General features: G+C 62.2%; 1 protein-coding gene. It reads left to right on the top strand.

The features are described from left to right. Nucleotides 1-347 (top strand): dihydroxy-acid dehydratase domain-containing protein (locus tag FAZ69_RS33030; protein ID WP_169708847.1); only part of this gene is annotated, 347 nt, incomplete at both ends.

The following is a 347-nucleotide window of genomic DNA, read 5'->3' as shown; positions in this document are numbered from 1 at the left end:
ATGACCAACAAACCTCGCAAGCTCCGCTCCGCCCAATGGTTCGGCACGGCCGACAAGAACGGCTTCATGTACCGCAGCTGGATGAAGAACCAGGGCCTTCCCGATCACGTTTTCGACGGGCGCCCGGTCATCGGCATCTGCAATACGTGGTCCGAGCTCACGCCGTGCAACGCCCACTTTCGCAAGCTCGCCGAGCACGTGAAGCGCGGCGTGTACGAGGCGGGGGGCTTTCCGGTGGAGTTTCCGGTGTTCTCCAACGGCGAGTCGAACCTGCGGCCCACCGCGATGTTCACGCGCAATCTCGCGAGCATGGATGTCGAGGAATCGATTCGCGGCAATCCGATCGA

Origin of the sequence: Trinickia terrae (assembly GCF_005144415.1) — a bacterium.
In the GTDB taxonomy this organism is placed as follows: Bacteria; Pseudomonadota; Gammaproteobacteria; order Burkholderiales; family Burkholderiaceae; genus Trinickia_A; species Trinickia_A terrae.
The sequence above is the reverse complement of the archived record's forward strand: the minus strand, read 5'-3'. Positions and strand labels throughout refer to the sequence as shown.